At 69.6% G+C, this 19,081-nt stretch carries 17 protein-coding genes; 5 read left to right on the top strand and 12 right to left on the bottom strand.

Annotation, left to right across the window (positions count from 1 at the left end; translation table 11 throughout):
- Nucleotides 1–2: 2 nt before the first annotated feature.
- The 3 genes from efeB to efeU are packed head-to-tail and all read right to left on the bottom strand — an operon-like array spanning nt 3 to nt 3,500.
- The gene (efeB, locus tag BK819_RS06460; RefSeq protein ID WP_071328410.1) at nt 3–1,307 is read right to left on the bottom strand and encodes an iron uptake transporter deferrochelatase/peroxidase subunit; all 1,305 of its coding nucleotides are present in this window, start codon (nt 1,305–1,307) and stop codon (nt 3–5) included.
- 25 nt (nt 1,308–1,332) lie between these two features.
- The gene (gene efeO, locus BK819_RS06455; RefSeq protein WP_071328409.1) at nt 1,333–2,565 is read right to left on the bottom strand and encodes an iron uptake system protein EfeO; all 1,233 of its coding nucleotides are present in this window, start codon (nt 2,563–2,565) and stop codon (nt 1,333–1,335) included.
- The gene (gene efeU, locus BK819_RS06450; RefSeq protein ID WP_071328745.1) at nt 2,562–3,500 is read right to left on the bottom strand and encodes an iron uptake transporter permease EfeU; all 939 of its coding nucleotides are present in this window, start codon (nt 3,498–3,500) and stop codon (nt 2,562–2,564) included. The genes efeO and efeU overlap by 4 nt, the downstream gene beginning before the upstream one ends.
- A gap of 152 nt (nt 3,501–3,652) precedes the next feature.
- On the opposite strand from efeU, the gene BK819_RS06445 reads away from it, so the two are divergent.
- Nucleotides 3,653–4,657 (top strand): isopenicillin N synthase family oxygenase, encoded by a 1,005-nt coding sequence (locus BK819_RS06445; protein WP_071328408.1) that lies wholly within the window; start codon nt 3,653–3,655, stop codon nt 4,655–4,657.
- Between the two features lie 99 nt (nt 4,658–4,756).
- On the opposite strand, the gene rpsO is transcribed toward BK819_RS06445, so the two are convergent.
- Entirely contained in the window at nt 4,757–5,026 is a 270-nt protein-coding gene (gene rpsO, locus BK819_RS06440) for a 30S ribosomal protein S15 (protein WP_017203073.1), read from the bottom strand.
- A 185-nt stretch (nt 5,027–5,211) separates the two neighbouring features.
- Here rpsO and BK819_RS06435 point away from each other — a divergent pair, with 185 nt between their 5' ends.
- Entirely contained in the window at nt 5,212–6,507 is a 1,296-nt protein-coding gene (locus BK819_RS06435) for an MFS transporter (RefSeq protein WP_071328407.1), read from the top strand.
- A gap of 29 nt (nt 6,508–6,536) precedes the next feature.
- Here the strand turns inward: BK819_RS06435 and BK819_RS06430 are convergent, their stop codons facing one another.
- The 3 genes from BK819_RS06430 to BK819_RS06420 form a co-directional block, all read right to left on the bottom strand.
- Entirely contained in the window at nt 6,537–7,091 is a 555-nt protein-coding gene (locus BK819_RS06430; protein ID WP_025103197.1) for a YceI family protein, read from the bottom strand.
- A 178-nt stretch (nt 7,092–7,269) separates the two neighbouring features.
- Nucleotides 7,270–7,638, bottom strand: a complete 369-nt coding sequence (locus BK819_RS06425; RefSeq protein WP_071328406.1) for an FKBP-type peptidyl-prolyl cis-trans isomerase — start codon at nt 7,636–7,638, stop codon at nt 7,270–7,272.
- Nucleotides 7,639–7,852: 214 nt separating this feature from the next.
- On the bottom strand, nt 7,853–9,154 hold the full coding sequence (locus BK819_RS06420; RefSeq protein ID WP_083391688.1) for a PrsW family intramembrane metalloprotease: 1,302 nt from the start codon (nt 9,152–9,154) through the stop codon (nt 7,853–7,855).
- An 89-nt stretch (nt 9,155–9,243) separates the two neighbouring features.
- On the opposite strand from BK819_RS06420, the gene BK819_RS06415 reads away from it, so the two are divergent.
- A complete protein-coding gene (locus tag BK819_RS06415; RefSeq protein WP_071328405.1) occupies nt 9,244–10,113 on the top strand; it encodes a fumarylacetoacetate hydrolase family protein in 870 nt (289 codons plus the stop codon).
- Between the two features lie 64 nt (nt 10,114–10,177).
- On the opposite strand, the gene BK819_RS06410 is transcribed toward BK819_RS06415, so the two are convergent.
- The 4 genes from BK819_RS06410 to BK819_RS06395 are packed head-to-tail and all read right to left on the bottom strand — an operon-like array spanning nt 10,178 to nt 14,367.
- Complete coding sequence (locus tag BK819_RS06410; protein ID WP_071328404.1) at nt 10,178–11,638, bottom strand: aspartate ammonia-lyase; 1,461 nt, start codon at nt 11,636–11,638, stop codon at nt 10,178–10,180.
- 51 nt (nt 11,639–11,689) lie between these two features.
- A complete protein-coding gene (locus tag BK819_RS06405) occupies nt 11,690–12,619 on the bottom strand; it encodes a phosphodiesterase (protein WP_071328403.1) in 930 nt (309 codons plus the stop codon).
- Nucleotides 12,620–12,670: 51 nt separating this feature from the next.
- Nucleotides 12,671–13,006 (bottom strand): hypothetical protein, encoded by a 336-nt coding sequence (locus BK819_RS06400; RefSeq protein WP_025103191.1) that lies wholly within the window; start codon nt 13,004–13,006, stop codon nt 12,671–12,673.
- On the bottom strand, nt 13,003–14,367 hold the full coding sequence (locus BK819_RS06395; RefSeq protein ID WP_071328402.1) for an inorganic phosphate transporter: 1,365 nt from the start codon (nt 14,365–14,367) through the stop codon (nt 13,003–13,005). The genes BK819_RS06400 and BK819_RS06395 overlap by 4 nt, the downstream gene beginning before the upstream one ends.
- 154 nt (nt 14,368–14,521) lie before the next feature.
- On the opposite strand from BK819_RS06395, the gene BK819_RS06390 reads away from it, so the two are divergent.
- Both BK819_RS06390 and BK819_RS06385 read left to right on the top strand, forming a co-directional pair.
- A complete protein-coding gene (locus BK819_RS06390; protein WP_071328401.1) occupies nt 14,522–16,615 on the top strand; it encodes a S9 family peptidase in 2,094 nt (697 codons plus the stop codon).
- Nucleotides 16,616–17,106: 491 nt separating this feature from the next.
- Entirely contained in the window at nt 17,107–17,757 is a 651-nt protein-coding gene (locus tag BK819_RS06385; RefSeq protein ID WP_256209405.1) for an endonuclease domain-containing protein, read from the top strand.
- A 259-nt stretch (nt 17,758–18,016) separates the two neighbouring features.
- Here the strand turns inward: BK819_RS06385 and BK819_RS06380 are convergent, their stop codons facing one another.
- Nucleotides 18,017–19,045 (bottom strand): 6-phosphofructokinase, encoded by a 1,029-nt coding sequence (locus tag BK819_RS06380; protein WP_025103187.1) that lies wholly within the window; start codon nt 19,043–19,045, stop codon nt 18,017–18,019.
- Between the last annotated feature and the right edge of the window lie 36 nt (nt 19,046–19,081).

Here is a 19,081-nt window from a genome sequence, read left to right as displayed (position 1 = left end):
GCTCAGGCGAACAGCTCCGCCCCCACGTACGAACCCGGGCGCGCTCCCGGCGGGATGGCCCAGATCCCTGAGCCCACGTGACGGATGTACTCGTTCAGACGGTCGATCGACAGCCGTCGCTGCAGGCTGATGAACTGCGCGGGATCACGCTGGTAGGACAGGAAGAACAGCCCCGCGTCCAGGCGCCCCAGAGTGTTGTTGCCGTCGACGTAGTTGTAGCCGCGGCGCAGGATGCGGATGCCGTCGTTCTGCTCGGGATGCGCGAGCCGGACGTGACTGTTCGCATCGATCGTCGTGCCATGGAAGTCCGGTGGCGTGAACTCGTCCCCTCCGGAGAGCGGCGCCCCCACCCCCTTGTCCCGTCCGATGATCGTGTCCTGCTCCGCGAGGCGCACCCGATCCCACGTCTCGATGAGCATGGCGATCTTCCGGGCGACCAGATACGAACCGCCCGCCATCCAGGACGGCTCGTCAGCGTCGGCGACCCAGACGTGGTCGGCGAGCGCCGCGGTATCGTCGGCGAGGATGTTGGCCGTGCCGTCCTTGAAGCCGAAGAGGTTGCGGGGTGTGGCCTGGCTTGCCGTCGTGCGCGAGGTCTTGCCGAATCCGAGCTGCGACCAGCGCAGGCGGGCCCGTCCGAACGCGATGCGGCTGAGGTTGCGGATCGCGTGTACCGCGACTTGGGGGTCGTCGGCACAAGCCTGGATGCACAGGTCGCCGTGCGACGCTTCGGGGTCGAGATCATCCCCGAGGAAGGCGGGGAGCCGTTCGAGACCGGGCGGCCGCCGAGCGGCCAGACCGTAGCGATCGCCGTCCTCGTTCTCGAACAGCCCCGGCCCGAAGCCGAACGTGAGAGTCAGGCCCGCGGCGGGGAGCCCCAGCGCCTCCCCCGTATCGTCCGGGGGCGCGTCGGCGGAACCGTTCACCGCGCCGCTCGCACTCACCTCCAGCCCCTGCGTCATCCGCGCCGCCGCGTAGGACCAGTCCTGCAGCAGGGAGAGGAGGTCGTCCCTGTCGGTGCGGGGCATCATGTCGAAGCTCGCGAAGTGCAGGTGGTCCTGCACGGGCGTCGTGATGCCCGCCTGGTGCGTGCCGAAGAACTCGTACCGCGACTCGGCCTCCTCCGCGGCTCGTGCGCGTCCGAGCGCCACGCCGCCGGCCGTCCCGGCCCCCAGCCCGACGGCCAGTCCGGCGACGCCACCGCCGACGGCCAGCCCGAGCAGCCCGCGGCGGCTGAGGCCGCCGCCGGAGGGCTCCGACGGCAGGGGCGCCGGCGCCTCCCGGGCGCCAGATTCCGACTCGTTCACGTCCGTGCTCCTCCGTGGGCCGTCGTCAGTCGAGCACCGTGCCGGTGAGCTGCGAGAGCGGCTCGGCGAGCGCGTTGATGAGGTCGGTGAACTCGCGCTTGTCGGCTTCGGTCAGCTCGCCGTAGCCGACGAAGCCCTCTGCGAGCGAGCCGTGCGCGGCGAGGGACTTCTCGAGGGCGGCGTAGCCGTTCTCGATCTCGGCGACGAGCGCTTTACCGTCGTCGCCCTGTGCTGCGGCGAAGTCCTGCACGAGCGAGAAGGCCATCTTGGAGCCCTCCACGTTCGCGGCGAAGTCGAAGAGGTCCGTGCCGGACCACCAGTCCTCCTCGCCGGAGATCTTGCCCGTGGCCACCTCGTCGAGCAGCGCGATCGCGCCGTTGGAGATGCCGCCGATCCCCTGGTCAGCCAGCGCGGTGGTGAAGTCGTCCGAGTGCACGTAGTCGTACAGCTCCTGCACGTCGGCCAGCAGCAGGTCGCCGTAGTCGGCACGCTCCGCCGGCGTGGACGGCGCCCAGTCCTGCCACGCCGGCGTCTCGCCGTCGGCGTTCAACGCGTCCTTCGCCGGCACCCAGAGGTCCTTCTCGATGCGGTGGAAGCCGGTCCAGTCCAGCCCCTCCGCGACCGCATCGACCTCTCGGAAGTCGATCCGCGGGTCGAGGTCCCCGAGCGCCTCGGCGACGGGCTCGATGCGCTCGTAGAAGGCCCTCGTCTGCGGGAAGAGCGTGCGCGCGGCCTCGTCGTCACCGGACTCGTACGCGGCCACGAGGTCTTCCACGGCCGGTACGAGCTGCCCGACCTGATCCTTCACGAAAGCCCCGTAGAGATCGACGGCCTTCTGCTTCTGCTCGGCATCAGGGCCGTCCACCGCCACCCGGTCTCCGGTCACCGTGAAAGAGGCCCGGCCGACCCCGTCGCCGACCATGCCCGGCTTGCAGAGCGTGAAGTAGTCTCCGGGCTGCGCGACGACCGTCAGTGTGCGGGACGCGGCCGGGGCGATGTTCTCCACCTCGCCCACGATGCGCAGACCGTCCTCGGCCAGCAGGTAAAACTCGGAGACCTGGTCGGTGTCGTTCTTCACGTCGAACGTCAACGTGCCGCTCTTCGCGGTGGAGCCCGAGACGGCGCAATCGGTGTCGGTGGACGACACGTCGAACGCCCCGGTCGCCGCGGCGTCGCTCTTCGCGACGCAGCCGCTGAGGAGGAGGACGGCGGTACCAGCGGCGGCGGCCGCGGCGAGGACCCGGTGCGAGGTGATCATGCTGCTCCTTGCTGTGTGAGGGAGGAGGTCGGGGTGGCGGCCGAGGCGCCGCGCGTCGAAGGGCGTGCCGAGCGAAGGCCGCGGAGGTAGAGCCCGCCCACGACGAGGAGGTAGAGGCCCCAGGCGAGCACCTGCAGCCAGGTCATGGCAGGCATGAAGCCGACCGTGGCCTGCAGGACGGAGGCCAGCGCGCCGCCGGGAGCGATCGCCGCCGACACGTCGAACGCCCAGCCGAACGGGAAGCCGGCCGCGCCCACGGCGACGGCGCCGGTGACCGGGTCGAGCGGAGCGGCGGCGGTGAACGGGCCGGGAAGCGCGCCCGCCTCCTGCAGATCCATCAGCGCGTAGGCGAGGACGCCGGCCGCGACGATCACGAGGAAGCCTCCCGTCCAGGCGAAGAAGCGCCGCAGATCCAGGCGCAGCGCCCCGCGGGAGATGAGCCAGCCGAGCACGACGGCCACGGAGAGTCCCAGGAGCGCGCCGAGGAGGGCCGAGGGGGCGTCGCCGAAGGACTGCACCATCGACCACAGCAGCAGGGTCGTCTCGATGCCCTCGCGAGCGACGGACACAAAGCCGATCGCGACGAGCGCCCAGAGTCCGCCGGCCGTCAGCGCCCGGTCGATGCCGCCCTCGAGCGTCGCCTTCATGGTGCGGCCGGCGCGCTGCATCCAGAAGATCATCCACGTCACCATCGCCACCGCGACCAGCGAGAGACCGCCGCCGATCAGTTCCTGGGCCTGGAAGGTCAGTTCGTAGGCCCCGAAGGTCAGGACCGCCCCGATGCCCAAGGCGAGAGCGATCGCGAGGCCGACGCCCGCCCACATCCGCGGCAGCGCGTCGCGACGCCCGAGCCGGCGGAGGTAGGCGACGAGGATGCCGACGACGAGCGCGGCTTCGAGACCCTCGCGGAGTCCGATGAGGAAAGTGGCGAGCACGGGAGACACACTCTCTGACGGGCGACTGAGGTAAGGCATCCCTTACCACCGAGACTATAGCACTGCGACCGACCCTCGCCCGACACCGCAGACCGAAGTAATGGAGTGCAACAGAGCATCCTCGGGGCTCATCCGCGACATAGCCTCGGTCCATGGCTGAACTCTCGCTCCCCATCCTCGACCTGTCCCAGCTCGACGACGGCCCCGAGGCCGCGGCGCGCTTCCGCGACGACCTCCGCGCGGCCACCCACGACGTCGGCTTCTTCTACCTGACCGGCACCGGGATCTCGCCGGAGCTGGAGGCGCGGCTGCACCAGGCCGCCCTCGACTTCTTCGCACTGCCGGAGGAGGACAAGCTCGCGATCGAGAACGTCAACAGCCCGCACTTCCGGGGCTACACCCGGATCGGCGGCGAGCGGACCCAGGGCAAGGTCGACTGGCGCGAACAGATCGACATCGGCCCCGAACGTGAGCCGGTCGAGGGTGGGCCCGTCTTCAACCGCCTCACCGGCCCGAACCTCTGGCCCGCCGCGCAGCCGGAGCTGAAGGAGATCGTCACGGAGTGGCACGACGCCCTGACCGAGATCGCCCGCAAGCTCCTGCGCGCCTGGGCTCTCACCCTCGGAGCGGAGGAGACCTACTTCGACGAGCCGTTCCGCGAGCCGTCGACCCTGATCAAGATCGTGCGGTACCCGGGCACGAACGAGCCGGAGCCGCAGCAGGGGGTGGGTGCGCACAAGGACTCCGGTGTGCTGACGCTGCTCTGGGTCGAACCCGGCAAGGGCGGACTCCAGGTCGAGCGTGACGGCGAGTGGGTGTCGGCTCCCCCGGTGCCCGGCGCCTTCGTGGTCAACATCGGCGAGCTGCTGGAGTACGCCACCGGCGGATACCTCAAGGCCACGAACCACCGCGTGATCTCACCGCGGGCGCCGGAGGAGCGGATCTCGATCCCGTTCTTCTTCAACCCCGCACTCGACCAGCAGCTGCCGCTCCTCGAGCTCCCCGCCGAGCTCGCCGCCGAGGCGACCGGCGTCACCGAGGACCCGAGCAATCCGATCCACGCGACCTACGGCGAGAACGCCATGAAGTCCCGCCTGCGGGCGCACCCCGACGTGGCAGCCATCCACCACCCCGACCTGGTGCAGACGACCGCCTGAGCGGATCCACACCGCGCGTAAATGACGAAGGCCGCCCCACACCGTGGGGCGGCCTTCTCAAGAATGTTCTGCGCGATTGAACGCTGGGTCCGTGGTGCCTTATCGGCGAAGACCAAGGCGTGCGATCAGCGAGCGGTAGCGCTCGATGTCGACGCTCTGGAGGTAGCCGAGCAGACGACGGCGCTGACCCACGAGCAGGAACAGACCACGACGCGAGTGGTGGTCGTGCTTGTGCTCCTTCAGGTGCTCGGTGAGGTCCTTGATGCGCTGCGTCAGCATCGCGGCCTGCACCTCGGGGGATCCGGTGTCACCGGGGTGCGTCGCGTACTCTTCGATGATCGCCTTCTTGACGTCTGCTTCCAGTGCCATAGATTCGATCCCCTCTCTGCTTGTTGCGCGGCGCCCGACGCCTGATGCGTGAGCTCTCTTTATCCGCGGCCGATCGAACGGCAACCTGACGAGTCTACCAGCCCGAACGACCACGGCGGGACACGGGGTCCGGAGCGAGGCGCACCGGTCAACTAGGCTCGGGATGTGCAGAAGAAGATCGCCCTGTGAGCTCCCGCCGCGGCCATCTGATCGACCTCACCCCGCTGAAGGCGAGTCCGGCCTTCGCCCGGATGTGGATCGGCTCCACCCTCGCCGGCATCGGCGGTCAACTCACCATTGTGACCGTGATGCTGCACGTGTTCGATCTGACTGCGAGCACGTTCGCCGTCTCGATGATCGCCGTCGCCGGCCTTCTCCCTATGGTCCTCGCAGGCCTCTACGGCGGCATGCTCGCCGATGCGTTCGACCGCCGGCGGGTCGCGCTGATCGCGGCCACCGTGACCTTCGCCTCCACCGCGCTCCTCGCCGCGCTCACGTGGACGGGGACGGAGACGATCTGGTGGCTGTACGCGCTGAGCATCGTGAACTCGGCGGCGAACTCCGTCGGGATGGCCACGCGGACGGCGATCGTCCCCCGACTCATCCCCCGCCGGATGCTCGCGGCCGCGTCCGCGCTCAACGGCGTCGCCTTCGGACTCACGGTCATGGCCGGCCCCGCCCTGGCCGGGCTCCTCGTGGCCCTCACCGGATACGGCTGGACCTACACGATCGACGTCGTGCTCATGCTGTCGATGTTCCTCGGCCTGTGGACCCTCCCCGCTCTGCGCCCCGAGGGCGACATCGTGCGCCCCGGCCTCGCCTCGCTCGTCGACGGCTGGCGCTTCCTCCGCCGGGCGGGCAACATCCGGATGCAGTACGTGATGGACATCACTGCCATGACGTTCGGGCAGCCGCTCGTCCTCTTCCCGGCGCTGGGCACCGTGATCCTGGGCGGCGGGGCGTTCACGACCGGCATCCTCACGGCGGCGGTCGCCGTCGGCACCTTCTCCTCGAGCCTGTTCTCCGGCCGTGTGGTGCAGTACCGGTGGCACGGCCGTGGGATCGCCCGCGCGATCGAGGCCTACGGCGCCGCGATCGCCCTGTTCGGCCTCGTCCTCCTGATCGGCGCCTTCTCCGGGACACCCGCCGGCGAGGACCGGCCGCACGTCGCACTGATCGTCGCGGCCTGCATGGCGCTGGCCCTCTCCGGGGCCTCGGACAACGTGAGCTCGATCTACCGCAACACCATGATGCAGGCGGCGGTACCGGACGCCATGCGCGGACGCCTGCAGGGCCTGTTCGTCGTGGTGGTGACCGGAGGTCCGCGCGTCGGCGCCCTGTACGCCGGGACGCTCGCGACGCTGACCTCGCTGTGGTTCCCCCCGCTGCTCGGCGGGATCCTGGTGATCGCCCTCGTCGCGCTCCTCGCCCGACGACACCCCCGGTTCCGCGCCTACGACGCAGAGAACCCCGAGCCCTGACGGGCCCGGGGTTCGGAGAGGTCTGCGCGTCAGTCCTGCTGCAGCGCACCCTGGAGGTCGAGCGTGATCGTGACGTCCTTGCCGACGAGCACGCCGCCGGTCTCCAGCGCGGCGTTCCAGGTGAGGCCGAAGTCCTCACGGTTGATGACCGTCTTGGCGGAGGCGCCGGCCTTGTAGTTGCCCCACGGGTCGCTGCCGAAGCCGCCGAAGTCGAGCTCGAAGGTGACGGGCTTGGTGATGCCGCGGATGGTGAGGTCGCCGTCCACGAGGAAGTCGCCGCCCTCGACGCGCGCGCCGGTCGAGACGAAGTCCATGGTCGGGAAGTTCTCGGTGTCGAAGAAGTCGGCGGAGCGCAGGTGCTGGTCACGGCCCTCGTCCTTCGTGTCGACGGAGGTCACGTCGACGGAAGCCTCGACCTTGGCGTCGAGGGGGTTCTCCGGGGCCACGAGCGTCGCGCTCTTCACGCCGAAGGTGCCGCGCACCTTGGAGATCATCATGTGACGGACGCTGAAGGTCACCTCGCTGTGGGACGGGTCGAGGACCCAGGTGCCGGGGCGGTAACCGGGGATGTCGATGCTGCTCATGAATGCTCCTCAGGAGTCGTCGGCCGCGGTGGCGGCGAAAGGGATGGCGCCGCGATCGTCCGCGGCACCCTTCCCACAACATACATTCACTCGCATGTATTCCCGTGTCGAGCAGAAAGTCCGGAGACATCGAAAGCGCCCCGCACCACAGGGTGCGGGGCGCTTCCGAACGAGGCCGTCAGCCGACGGCGACGAGGTCGATGATGAAGATCAGCGTCTTGCCGGAGAGGAAGTGCCCTCCCCCGGCCGGGCCGTAGGCGAGATGCGGCGGGATGATCAGCTCGCGACGACCGCCGACCTTCATGCCGGGGATGCCGTCCTGCCAGCCCTGGATCAGGCCGCGGAGCGGGAACTGGATGGTCTCGCCGCGACCCCACGACGAGTCGAACTCCTCGCCGGATTCGAACTCCACACCGGCGTAGTGGACGGTGACGGTGTCGCCGGGCTTGGCCTCGGCACCGTCACCCTCGATGAGGTCGCGGATGACCAGTTCTGCGGGCGCAGGGCCGGTCGGGGCGTCGAACTCGGGCTTTGTGCGATCAGTCATGGCTCCATCCAACCCGACCGTCGCGCGCGCGGTCAACGCGACCGCACCTGCTCACAGCGAACACCTCGTCGAGCCGCCTCCACCGCCCCGGCGCGGAGGCTCTTGACACATCCCCGGGGCCGGGTGCACCCTGGTGGCAGATCAACTCAGCGCCCGGGAGACATGCAGGCATCGCCGCAGCACCGGGCGCTGAGTCTGTCTCCGGGCGTGCCGCTCAGTAGGCCAGCAGCGCCGCTCGTGTCGCCCTCGTCCGGATCAGCAGGGCACGCTCGTCTTCGACCGCGAGCGGGTCACGACCGGTGATCGCCCGCTGGCGGACGGCGGCCAGAGCCGTCGCGTCCTTGATGAACTCGCGCATCAGCGGCCGGCGATCACCACGCAGCTGTGCCGCCCAGGCGAGCCCCGCCTTGCGTCCGGACGGCGTCGCCAACATGGTGACCTCCTCCGGCGTGAACCAGCCGGCGGCGGCATACTCGGCCAGGCGCGCCCGGGTGAGCCGGGCCTCCTCCCGGCGCAGGGCGATGATCCCGAGGATGAAGCCGATGAACAGCGGCACCTGCAGCGTGAAGTAGAGCCCGAAGAAGTCGGCAAAGGTCGCCGACCCGTTCCACAACCCGTGCAGGAGGATCGCTCCGACCATGCCGAGCAGGCCGGCTCCGGCCGCCGCACCCGCGGACGCATGACGGCGGGCGACGAGGCCGATGGCGAACCCGGTCAGCGAGGTGAACATCGCGTGGGCGAACGGCGACAGCACCGCCCGGACGATGAACGTGACGCCGAGCTGCTCTCCGCCGCCCTCGATCAGGCTGATGGCGAAGTACTGGATGTTCTCGGTGAACGCGAAGCCCGCACCGACGAGCGCCCCGTAGACGACGCCGTCGACCGGACCGTCGAAGGACCGTCGCGCGAGCAGGAAGATGAGGAAGACCCCGAGGCCCTTCCAGAACTCCTCGACGATGGGCGCCTGGATCACCGCCGAGAACTCCTCGGAGCGGATGCCGAGAAGCATCGTGAGGCCGATGTCGACGAGGAGCGTGAGACCGACGGCGGCGACGGCACCCCAGGCGATCGCGAACGCGACCAGTCGCTTGGGCTCCGGCTCCCAGCGGTCGATCATGCGCACCCCGAGGAAGACGACGGTGAGCGGGATCAACGCCAGGACGAGCCCGATCACCGAGGCGGTCGGTCCGAGCGCCCAGCCGAAGTAGCCGATGAGCGCGAGAAGGAGGAACCCGAGGAAGCCGAACAGCCACAGCGAGATCGTGCGGCCCTTCCTGTTCGGCACCGGGAGAGCCGGGAGCGACTCCGCGGGCGACGGCGCGACCGGGGCCGGCGGCGTGTAGGGCGTCGGCTGCGCGAGCGCAGAGGCGTAGCCCGGCTGCTGTCCGAACGACGGCGGCAGGTACGGGGACTGTGCGTACTGCGCGGCGGAGTACGCGCTCGGCTGCGCGGGTGGCGCGGACGGGGGCGTGTACCGCTCGGGCTGGTGGGGGTCGGACGGTCCTCCGAAGGTCATGGTCAAAGCTTATGGGGCACAAGCATCCGCGCCGGGCTCTGGGGCCTTCCTCCACCCGACGAGCCGCACGCACCCGGTAGCGTAGAAGCATGCGGTTCGCTCACCTGCGCCGTCCAGACTCCCCTCGTGCGGTTCTCGCCGTGGTGGAGGGCTCGGACGCCATCCTCGTCTCCGATCTCCTGTCCGACACGCCTGCCACCCTGCAGCAGCTGATCGAGCGGGGAGACGCCGGACTCGACGAGCTCCGCACGGCCCTGCGCGACGGCGACGCTCCGCGTCACCCTCTGAACGGCTGGGGCTTCGCCTCCGCGGTGATCGGCCCGCCCGCCGTGCTCGCCGTCGGCCTCAACTACGCCGCGCACTCCAGTGAGCTCGGCCTGAAGACCGACGCGGCGCCGACGGTCTTCACCCTGTGGCCCAACTCGCTCACCGGGCACGACCAGACGACCTCCTGGCCCCGGAGCCTCAGCGAGGCCGTCGACTACGAGGCCGAGCTGGGCGTGCTCATCGGCACCCCCGCGAAGGACGTCCCGGAGGCCGACGCCCTGACGCACGTATGGGGCTACACGGTGGTCAACGACATCACCGCGCGGAACATCCAGTTCTCCGAGGCGCAGTGGTCCCGCTGCAAGTCGTTCGACGGCTTCACCCCGACCGGCCCGTTCGTGGTGACCGCCGACGAGATCGCCGACCCGCAGGACCTCCACATCTGGACCGTCGTCGACGGACACACCGTGCAGGACGCCAGTACCGACCAGATGGTGCGCTCGGTGGCGAAGCTCATCGCCCACCTCTCCCAGTCGCTCACGCTGCTGCCCGGCACCCTGATCTCGACGGGCAGCCCCGGCGGGGCCGGCTACTCCCGCGATCCGCAGATCTTCCTCCGCGACCGCTCGACCGTCACGGTCGGCATCGACGGGATCGGCGAGCTCACGACGCACTGCCGTATCCTCGACTGACCCGGACACGACGAAGGGGACGGGAGCTGCGCGCTCCCGTCCCCTTCGCGTATCCGGTCGACGCTCAGATCTGGATGAGGTCGTCGGGGGTGACGATCGGGATGGCCGCGGTGACCGCCTCCAGCCCCGACAGGCGGGCGGGAGAGAGCTGCTTGGTCACCTCGTCGCGCGACATGAGCCCGGCCTCGACCACCAGGTCGGCGACGTTGCGGTTGGTCAGCAGAGCGGTCTTGGCCAGAGCCGCGGCCGCCGCGTAGCCGATGAAGGGCGTGAGCGCCGTGATGACGCCGACCGACGCGCCGACCATCGCGCCCAGGCGGTCGCGGTTGGCCGTGATGCCCTCGACGCAGTTCACGCGCAGCGTCCACATGGCCTGACGCATCCAGGTGATCGACTGGAAGATCGAGTGCGCGATGACGGGCTCGAAGGCGTTGAGCTGGAGCTGACCGCCCTCGACGGCCATGGTCACGGTCATGTCGGCGCCGACCACGGCGAACGCCACCTGGTTCACGACCTCCGGGATCACCGGGTTGACCTTGCCGGGCATGATGCTGGAGCCGGCCTGCCGCGCCGGCAGGTTGATCTCGCCCAGGCCCGCCTGCGGACCCGACGACAGCAGGCGCAGGTCGTTGCAGATCTTCGAGAGCTTGATGGCGTTCCGCTTGAGCGACGAGGAGAACGACATGAAGGCGCCCGTGTCGCTCGTGGATTCGACGAGGTCGGTCGCCGTCTCGAGGTCGAGCCCGGTGATCTCGCGCAGGTGCTTCAGCACCGCCGGCGCGTAGTCGGGGTGGGTCGTGATGCCGGTGCCGATGGCGGTCGCACCCATGTTGATCTCGAACATGAGGGAGGCGTTCTCGGTGAGGCGGCTGTGGTCCTCACCCAGGGTCGTGGCGAAACCGTGGAACTCCTGGCCGAGCGTCATGGGCACGGCGTCCTGGAGCTGCGTGCGGCCGACCTTGAGGATGTCGTGGAACTCCCCCGCCTTCCCGAGGAACGCGACGCGCAGCGCGTCCAGTTCGTCGAGCAGCGAGCGCAGCGTCAGCGAAAGGCCGATCTTGACCGCGGTCGGGTAGACGTCGTTGGTCGACTGGCTGCGGTTCGTGTGGTCGATCGGAGAGAGGAAGGCGTAGTCGCCCTTCTCGCGTCCGGCCATCTCGAGGGCGATGTTGGTGATGACCTCGTTCGCGTTCATGTTCGTCGAGGTGCCGGCGCCGCCCTGGATGACGCCGACTGTGAACTGGTCGTGGAACTCGCCGTCGATGACGCGCTGCGCCGCGCGGTCGATGAGGTCGGCCCGTTCGGCGTCGAGGACGCCGATCTCCTTGTTGGCCCTGGCGCTGGCCTGCTTCACCATCGCGAGCGCGATCACGAGTTCGGGGTACACCGAGATGGGGCGCTTCGTGATCGGGAAGTTCGCGTCGGCGCGGGCGGTGTGGATCCCCCAGTACGCGTCGGCGGGAATCTCCATGCTCCCCAGCGAATCGGTCTCAGTGCGTGTATTGGCGGGCGCGGCAGAAGCCATGTCACATCCTCGTGGGTCGTGGCGAACGGAAAAGTGGGGGATGCGACCAGTCTACGCCGGTCCCTGCGGGGATTTCCGGGAGAACGCCTCCAGGCGCTCTTCCGGGGTCAACGCCGCCATCCGGGCGATCCACTCCTCCGAGAAGTAGTCGCCGGTCGGCGCGTCGACCACCGGGACGACCGTGTGCGTGAGGGTCTCCGGCCGCACGTGCACGAGCTGGAAGGCCTGGGCGGCGTCCATGCCGTTCACCTCCGCCGCCGGACGGGCGACGTTCATCGTGTAGCAGGTCGCGGACGCCACGCTCACCGGGACACCGGCGAACAGACCGTGTGCGGAGTAGTGCAGGTGGCCGGCGAGGATGCCACGGACGTCGGTGCCGCGGATGACGGCGGCGAGCTCGTCCTGATGACGGAGCTCGAGGATGTCGAACAGCGGCAGATGACTGGGCAGCGGCGGGTGATGCATCGCCAGGATCGTGCCGTGCGGCGCAGGCTCGGCGAGGACCTCGGCGAGCCACCCGAGCTGCGCCGGATCGAGGTCGCCGTGGTGCCAGCCCGGAACGCTGGTGTCGAGGGCCACGAGGCGCAGCCCGTCGAGATCCCACACCCCGGTGACCGGCTCCTCGGTGGGCTCGGCGTCGAGGAGGGCCTCGCGCAGCGCCGGACGCTCGTCGTGGTTGCCCGCGACCCAGACCACGGGTGCGCCGAGTTCGGCGGCGACCGGCTCGATCGCGGCCCGGAGCCGGCGGTACGCATCCGGCTCGCCGAGGTCGGCGAGGTCCCCGGTGATCACGATGGCGGAGGGAGCGGGATGCACGGCGCGGATCGCCTCGAGCGTCCGCGCGAACGTGCGCTCGACGTCGTACCGTCCCCCCAGCGCGGCACCGCCGGCCAGGAAGTGCGGGTCGCTGACATGGATCAGGACATGCGACGCGGGGGCGTACCGGCCGAAGACCGGGGGCGTTCCGTTGAGTGCGGACATGCCCTCAGCCTAGGGGCGGGCGCCGACGCTCCTCCTTGGCGCGCCGGACGCTCAGTGTCCGACGACGATGAGCAGGATGCCGGCGATGACCGCGGCCCCGCAGAGCACGAAGCAGCCGTAGGCGCCCACGAGGGCGAGGGTCTTCTGCCCTTCGGTGAGCGGGCTCTTCCTCGCCGCCTTCGCCGCCTGCTTGGCGGCCCGCTTAAGCTCCTTCTCGGAGATCACCGTGATGGCGTCGGTGAACTCCGCGGGGCTCACGACGGGCGCTCGCCCGCTGCGCACGAGCAGACGCAGACCCAGGGCGTAGAAGGTGACGATGGCGGCGGCGCCGATGAGCGCGGCGGCGAACACCTGCAGGAAGGCGATCCAGTCGATCGTGACGTTCATGCCGAGTCCCCGTTCTGCGACGTATCGGACGAGGAGACGCTGCCGGTCTTCGCGGCCTTCGCGTCGGCCTTGGCCTTGGCCTTCTTCTTCGCCTTGTCCTTGGCCTCGGCCTTCGCCTTCTCCTTGGCCTCGGCGCGGGCCTTCGCCTCGGCCTTCGCCTGGGCGATGCGCTGCTGACGACGCGTGGGGGGCGGGGTGTCGGGGACCTCGACGGCGAGGTGGGACTCGGCGACGTCGCTCATGGCATTGGCCGGCGTGACGGCGTTCCTCCGGGAACGCAGGTACAGCCCGAGGATGATCACCACGGCGAGCACGGCGTCGATGGCCACGCCCCAGGGACCGAGCCAGACGACGAGCAGCGCCGCCAGGGCGCCGACGCCTCCGGCTGCGGGCAGTGTCAGCAGCCAGCCGACGCCGATGCGGCCGGCCGTCCGCCAGCGGACCGTCGAGCCGCGGCGACCGAGACCCGATCCGATGACCGATCCCGAGGCCACCTGCGTGGTGGAGAGGGCGAAGCCGAGGGCACTGGAGGCGAGGATCGTCGCTGCCGTCGAGCTCTCGGCCGCGAAGCCCTGTGCCGGCTTGACGTCGGTCAGGCCCTTGCCCAGCGTGCGGATGATGCGCCAGCCACCGAGATACGTGCCGAGGGCGATCGTGAAGGCACAGGCGACGATGACCCAGAGTTCGGGCTCATGGTGCGCACCGGACTGCCAGCCGATCGTGATCATCGCGAGGGTGATGACACCCATCGTCTTCTGCGCGTCGTTGGTGCCGTGCGCCAGGGCGACGAGAGAGGACGTGAAGATCTGCCCCCAGCGGAAGCCGTCGCGCCCGTCGGGCTTGCCGTCATAACGACGGGTGACCGAGTAGGCGATCTTCGTCGCGACGTACGCGATGATGCCGGCAGTGATCGGGGCGATGAGAGCGGGGAGGACGATCTTGGACAGCACGGCGCCGAAATCGATGCCCCCGAGGCCGGCACCCACGAGCGTCGCGCCGATCAGACCGCCGAAGAGGGCGTGGGAGGAGCTGGACGGAAGGCCGAGCAGCCAGGTCAGCATGTTCCAGGTGATCGCGCCGATGAGTCCAGCGAAGATCAGCGAGAGGAACAACTCCGCCCCTGCGGCGATGATCGCATCCTCCTGGATGATGCCGCCGGAGATGGTCTTGGACACCTCCGTCGACAGGAAGGCGCCGACGAGGTTCAGCAGGGCGGCCAGGAGAACCGCGGTCTTGGGCTTGAGCGCCCCGGTCGCGATGGGCGTCGCCATCGCGTTCGCGGTGTCGTGAAACCCGTTCGTGAAATCGAAGAAGAGTGCCAGCGCGATGACGAGCACGACGATGAGGGCTGCGGTTTCCACCGTTCGCTTTCGGTCTTGAGGAAGAGGGAGATGTCGACGGGATCGACGTGACGAACGAAGAGTTCACCGTGGGTTTGACTTCCGTTTACCGGCCCCGGTAAATCCTGCCACCGTCCCCCGTGCCGGTCAACTCGACCTGGGATAGCGTGGGACGGTGACTGACGCCCCGATCGCCGCCCGCCTTTCCACCCTCCGCACGCACCACGGCGACACGGTCGACGACCCGTACGAGTGGTTGCGCGCGAAGGACTCCCCCGAGGTCATCGCGCACCTGGAGGCGGAGAACGCGCACACCGAGGCCGAGACCGCACACCTAGCCGATCTGCGGGAGACGCTGTTCCAGGAGATCAAGGGCCGGGTCCAGGAGACGGACCTCTCCGTGCCGACGCGACGCGGAGACTGGTGGTACTACAGCCGCACCGAGGAGGGTGCGCAGTACGGTATCCACTGCCGCGCCGCCGCCGTCGAAGGCGACTGGACGCCGCCGCGCCTCGAGCCGGGGGTGCCGGTGCCCGGCGAGGTGGTGCTGCTGGACGGCAACGTCGAGGCGGAGGGGCACGAGTTCTTCTCGCTCGGCGCGTTCGACACCTCCGACGATGCGACGAAGCTGCTGTGGTCGACCGATTTCGAGGGCGACGAGCTCTACACCGTGCGCGTCCGCGACCTGGAGACGGGCGTCACCCTCGACGACGAGATCCCGAACACCGGGGGCGCGTTCTTCACCCCGGACGGCACCGGCATCCTCTACACGACCCGCGACGACGCCTGGCGTCCGGACACCCTGTGGCTGCACCGGCTCGGGACCCCGGTGTCGGACGACATCACGCTCTTCCACGAGCCCGACGAGAAGTTCTGGCTCGGTGCCGGGATCACCCGCAGCCGTCGCTACCTCGTGATCGGCGTGGGGTCCAGCATCACGAGCGAGGAGTACCTCGTCGATCTCGCGGGCGACATCACCGCGGAGCCGCGCACGGTGTGGCCGCGACGCGAAGGCGTGGAGTACTCGCTCGAGCACGCGGTGGTCGACGGCGAGGACCGGCTCCTCATCCTGCACAACGACGACGCCCTCGACTTCGAGCTCGTCTCCGTGGCGGCGGACGACCCGCAGGGCGAGCGCCGCGTCGTCGTCGCGCATCAGCCGGGACGACGACTGCTCGGGGTGGACGCGTTCCGCGACTTCGCCACGGTGGAGTACCGCAGCGAGGGCCTCGAACGCGTCGGACTGCTGGACTACGCGACGAACGCGGTGGAGGAGCTGCGGTTCGACGAGCCGCTCTACTCCGCCGGTGTCAGCGGCAACCCGGAGTGGCACGCCCCATTCCTGCGTCTCGGCTACACGTCGTTCGTCACGCCGGGCACGGTGTACGAGCTCGACCTCGCGACGCGGGAGCTCGTGCTGCGCAAGCAGGTGACGGTGCTCGGCGACTACGACCCCGCCGACTACGGACAGCGGCGGGAATGGGCCACGGCGGAGGACGGCACGCGCGTGCCGATCTCGCTCGTCTGGAAGCGCTCCTTCGGAGAGCCCGGCGCGACGCCCCGGCCCGTCCACCTCTACGGCTACGGCTCGTACGAGCACTCCATCGACCCGGGCTTCTCCGTCGCCCGACTCTCGGAACTGGATCGCGGAGTCGTCTTCGCCGTGGCGCATGTGCGCGGCGGCGGCGAGATGGGCCGGCAGTGGTACGAGGAGGGCAAGCTCCTGCACAAGCGGAACACCTTCACGGACTTCGTCGCCTGCGCCCGGCACCTCGTGGACCAGGGCACGACGACCCCGGCCCAGCTCGTCGCGGAAGGCGGGAGCGCGGGCGGTCTGCTGATGGGCGCGGTCGCCAACCTCGCGCCGGAGCTGTTCGCCGGGATCCTCGCGGGAGTGCCGTTCGTCGACGCGTTGACCACGATCCTCGACCCCTCGCTCCCCCTCACGGTGATCGAGTGGGACGAGTGGGGCGACCCGCTGCACGACCCCGAGGTGTACGCGTACATGAAGTCGTACACGCCGTACGAGAACGTGCGCGACGGCGTGGAGTATCCGAGGATCCTCGCGGTGACCTCGCTGAACGACACCCGCGTGCTCTACGTGGAGCCGGCGAAGTGGGTCGCCCGGCTGCGAGAGGCCGGTGCGAAGGATGTGCTGCTCAAGTGCGAGATGGTCGCCGGGCACGGGGGCGTGAGCGGGCGGTACAACTCCTGGCGCGAGCGCGCGTTCGAGCTCGCCTGGCTGCTCGACACCCTCCACCTCGCCTGACCCGCGGCATCAGGCCCTCGCGCGGCATCAGGCACTCGCGGTTCTCCTGGCCTGATCTCGCGCGGACGCCTGTGCTCACGCGTCCTGCGTCGGCTCAGGCTTCCGCGCGGCCTCAGGCAAGCGCGCGACATCAGTCGCGAGGGGCTGTCGCTGCCTGATCCCGGCGACTTGTGGTGACCACACGCGACCACTGGTTCTGCACAGGGCAAGGATCCCGCGAAGCTCATCCCCATGCATGGTGCGGCGGTGAAGGGGGCCGGGCGAGTGCTCAGGGTGGAGGGGTGAGACGCACGAGGGTCGAGAGCTGGGTTCGAGAGCAGGGGGGATCCGCGCATTCGTCGCGCGTACGTGAGGCGGGTTTCACCGAGTACCAGATGCGTCGCGCGGTGCAGGAAGGCACACTCGAGCGCGTGCGCCGGTCGTGGCTCCTCATCCCCGATGTCGATCCACGGCGCCGGGCGGCTGCTTCGGTTGGCGGGAGAGTCACCTGTGTGAGCGCTGCGGCTCTCGCCGGATGGTGGGATGTCGGGGCCACGGACGTACACGTCGCCCTCCCCCGTACCGCTTCTCGGTTCGACCGCGGCGGCGTCCAGGTGCACTGCGCCCAGGGGCCTGTGCCGGCGCATCCGCACGCGGCGATCGATCCCGTCCTGAATGTCCTCTTCCAGGTCGCGCGATGTCGGCCGCCCGTCGAGGCCCGCGCGATCTGGGAATCCGCCATCCGCCACGGGGCGGTGGAGCTGGATACGCTCGCGCGGGTGCGATGGCGATGCGACGCCGCGAAACGCCTCGCTCGAACCGTCCGCGGCCGGTCCGACTCCGGCCCCGAGACGGTCTTCATCGAACGGATGCGCGCGATCGGCATCGACGTGCGACAGCAGGTGTGGGTGGACGGCCATCCGCTCGACGGTGTCATCGGCGAACGGCTCGCGATCCAGATCGACGGCTTCCGCCACCACAGCGCTGCGGCCGACCGGCGACGAGACCTCGCTGCCGACGCGAGGCTCGCCCTCCGCGGCTACACCGTCCTGCGCTTCGACTACCACCAGGTCATGGTCGACGACAGTCATGTCGAGGACACCGTCCTAGCCGCGCTCGCGCAGGGCCTCCATCGCGCGAGCCGTCCGGCGGCTCGCTGGTAGCAGATCGAGCACAAGCCCAGGCACTCGCGCGAGTTCAGGCGACAAAGACAGCAGGATGCCTGAGGCCACGCGAGGGCCTCACACAGCGCGGGCCGTGAGAACAGGCGGCCGCGCGGACACAGGCTCTCACGGGAGTTCAGGCACGAAAGACAGCACGATGCCTGAAGCCACGCGTCAGCCTGAAGCTGCGCGACGTGAGCGAGAGCCTGAAGCCACGCGTCAGCCTGAAGCCGCGGGTCAGCCTGAAGCCGGGAGGCGGTCAGCCGAAGAGGGCGGCGGCCTCGTCGTAGCGGTAGCGGGGCACGGTGTTGAGCTCACCCAGAGCATCGGCGAACGGAACGCGGACGATATCGGTGCCCTGCATCGCGACCATCTGCCCCCAGGCGCCGTCGACGATCGCGTCCGCGGCGTGCAGTCCCAGCCGAGTCGCGAGGACGCGATCGAACGCCGACGGCGAGCCGCCGCGCTGGATGTGCCCGAGGATCGTGGCGCGCGTCTCGATGCCCGTGATCCGCTCGATCTCGGGGGCGAGCAGGTCGCCGATGCCGCCGAGCCGCGGGCGGTTGAACGCATCCAGACCCTTGTCGCTGTAGGCCTCGTCCATGCCGGCGAGCTTGAAGCCCTCGGAGACGACGACGAGCGGTGCGCGACCGCGATCGTGGGCGCTCGTGACCAGAGCAGTGATCTCGTCCAGCGACATCGGCACCTCGGGGATGCAGATGACGTGCGCACCGGCGGCCATGCCTGCGTGCAGGGCGATCCAGCCGACGTGACGACCCATGACCTCGGCGACCATGCAGCGCTGGTGGGAGTCGCCCGTAGTGCGGAGCCGGTCCATGGCGTCCGTGGCGATGTTCACGGCGGTGTCGAAGCCGAACGAGTAGTCGGTGGCACGGAGGTCGTTGTCGATCGTCTTCGGGACGCCGAGCACCTTGATGCCGTCCTTCGCGAGGCGGTCCGCCGCGGCGAGGGTCCCTTCGCCGCCGATGGCGACGATGCCGTCGATCTTGTGCCCGTAGAGGGTCTTCGCGATGTTGTCTGCACCTCCGCGCTCCCCCTCGTACGGGTTGGTGCGGGATGTGCCGAGGATCGTGCCACCCACCTTGGACAGGCCCTTCACCTCATGCCGCGTCAGGGGCATGAAGTCGCCCTCGACGACGCCGCGCCACCCGTCACGGATGCCGACGAACTCGAGGTCGTAGGTCGTGGTGCCCTTGAGCACGATGCCGCGGATGACCGCGTTGAGTCCGGGGCAGTCGCCGCCGCTCGTCAGGATGCCGATCTTCATGCTGCTGCCTTCGGAGGTCGAGGGATGGGGGTGAGG

Source organism: Microbacterium sp. LCT-H2 (genome assembly GCF_001866135.1).
Taxonomy (GTDB): domain Bacteria; phylum Actinomycetota; class Actinomycetes; order Actinomycetales; family Microbacteriaceae; genus Microbacterium.
This window is presented reverse-complemented; position numbering and strand designations above follow the sequence as displayed.